The sequence below is a fragment of the Arhodomonas sp. KWT genome (assembly GCF_010993615.1).
In genome coordinates, this window is sequence record NZ_WNXE01000333.1 from 1 (window position 1) to 2,110 (window position 2,110).

Consider the following 2,110-nt stretch of genomic DNA (forward strand, 5'->3'; position numbering starts at 1 on the left):
GGGCGCCGGCTCGATGCCGTGGTGTATTTCTCGGACCCGCGGGACGCCACCTCGCTGTTCCCGGACAGCCTGGCGCTGAAGCGCGAGTGCGTGGTCACGCGCACGCCGTTCCTTGCCTCCGAGGCCGCCGCGGTGGCGTGGTTCGGTATCGACTGGCTCGCCCGGGACGGGCGCAGTGCCGCGGCCAGCCACATCGATGGCGACGAGGCCGACGCCCTGGGCATGCGCCGGGATCCGGCGAACGACGTGGTCGCCCTGATCGCCCATGACACCCTCAAGGCGGAGATGCTGGCCTTTGCCGACGAGCACCGGGGGTTCCTCTCCCGGTTCGGCACGCGGCTCGGCACGGGGACCACCGGTGCACTGCTCAACGGCCGCCTCCCGGAGCGCCTGGGGGAGCCGGCGCCGGAGGTCCGGAACCTGGCCGGGCGCCTGCGCGGGCTCTCCGCCGCCGGTGACTGGGTCACGGGGATGGCCAGCGGCCCCCGCGGCGGCGACGTGCAGATCGCCGAGCTCGTGCGCCAGCGGCGCTGTCAGGCGGTGGTGTTCTTCGAGGACCCCCACGTCTCCCGGGAGCACGAGGCGGATATCCAGCTCATGGAGCGGGCCACCCGCATCCCCGGCAACGAGGTGCTCTGTCTACACGATCCGGCGACCGCCCGCGAGTGGGCCGCACGCCACCAGCGCTGCGAGGCCGCCGGCCGGGACGGCTGGATGACCCTGATCGACGCCTGCCGCCGGCGCTGGGGCGTGGAGCTCGTGCCCGTGGCGCCGACGGGCGAAGGCGGCGGCGAGCGGGCCGCGCTGCTGGACGCCGCCGCCTGGTACGTCCGTGCCCTGGTCTCCGAGCGTGCCCGCGGCACCGCCGCCACCGCCGGGCGGCTGCGTGTCGGCGTGGGCGGTGGTGGCCTGATCGGGGATCTCCTGGACGTCATCGCCTCGCTTGCGGAGCGGCTTCAGGCTGTGGACGACGCCCGTGGCGGTTTCGCCATGCCGTTGGTCCGGCGCGGTTATCGCCGCATGGCCAACGTCGAGGTCGTTCCGGAAGGCGGGGGCGCGGATGCGGTGCGCAATGCCGGTCACCTCGCCGCCGCGCTGTCCGCGACGCTCGCGCAGCCGGCGGCCACGGCGGACGGCGTCGACGTGAGGATCACGACGCTGTCGGACCCGCCGGAGAATGCCGGGGTGGTATCTGCGGGCCGACGCCAGTCGATGGGTGACGACGTGCTCGTGGTGCCACCCGGCGTGCACCTGCGGCTCGACGGTCACGTCAGCGGCGGCGGGGTCACCACGGTGATCTCCATGGCGCGGGACGCGCGTGCCGCGCTGACGGGGAAGACGCCGGGTTAGGGCGGCGCCGGGTCCCGCACGCCTGGCTGTGGCCTGCCAGTAGGTTGTTCACCCGGGGCCTGCCCGAAGACTGGAGGTGCGAGCCGGACGTCTCCGTCAGGACGCCCGGGTGTACAACCTTGTACGTTGTTCCCGGTCCGGGGTGGCGGATGGAAGTTCGGGCAGGTCGTGCGCCGCAGGCGTGGGACATTCCGGACCGGTCCCGGCGGCGTGGCGCACGGCGCCCCCGGGCGTCCGTCGGCGACGATGTCGGCTGCCGGGTGCAGCCGACCTTGCATGTCTCGGGTTTGAGGGGGCTGCGCGGCTAGCCGGAGAACCGCGCCGAGACACTCTGGAACGCCTGGCGGAAGGTCTCCGTCACCCGCTCCACGGTCGCCGCCTCATCGGCCGGGTCGACGTCGAACTCGGCCCACCATTCGCCGAAGGTCCGGCCGGATTCCGTTACCGGCCAGAGGCGCATCTGCGAGACGTAGTTGCGCACGGGCATGCCCGCCTCGAGGATCCGGTAGGCGCACAGGTATTCCCGGTCCGAGAGGGCGAGGAGCTCCTCGCGGATGCGCCCGCCCTCGTGGTCGACGAAGTTGCGCACACACCCGACCTGATCCGCGGGGCGGCCGTCCTCGATATGGCTTTCCGCGAACATCGGGTGGTAGTCCGGCAGGCCGTTGAAGTCCCGGAGCACCCCCCAGGCCTGTTCGATGTCCGCGTCGAGCACCATGGTTACGTAAACCCTTGCCATCGTCTCTCTCCTCCTCGGTGA

General features: G+C 72.5%; 2 protein-coding genes. One reads left to right on the forward strand and one right to left on the reverse strand.

Annotated elements, in window-relative coordinates:
• The coding region (locus G7A99_RS18580; RefSeq protein ID WP_163142980.1) for a methylglyoxal synthase at nt 1-1,350 on the forward strand (1,350 nt) is incomplete at its 5' end.
• 304 nt (nt 1,351-1,654) lie between these two features.
• Here G7A99_RS18580 and G7A99_RS18585 read toward each other — a convergent pair.
• On the reverse strand, nt 1,655-2,110 hold a 456-nt coding region (locus G7A99_RS18585), incomplete at its 5' end, for an SRPBCC family protein (RefSeq protein ID WP_205599918.1).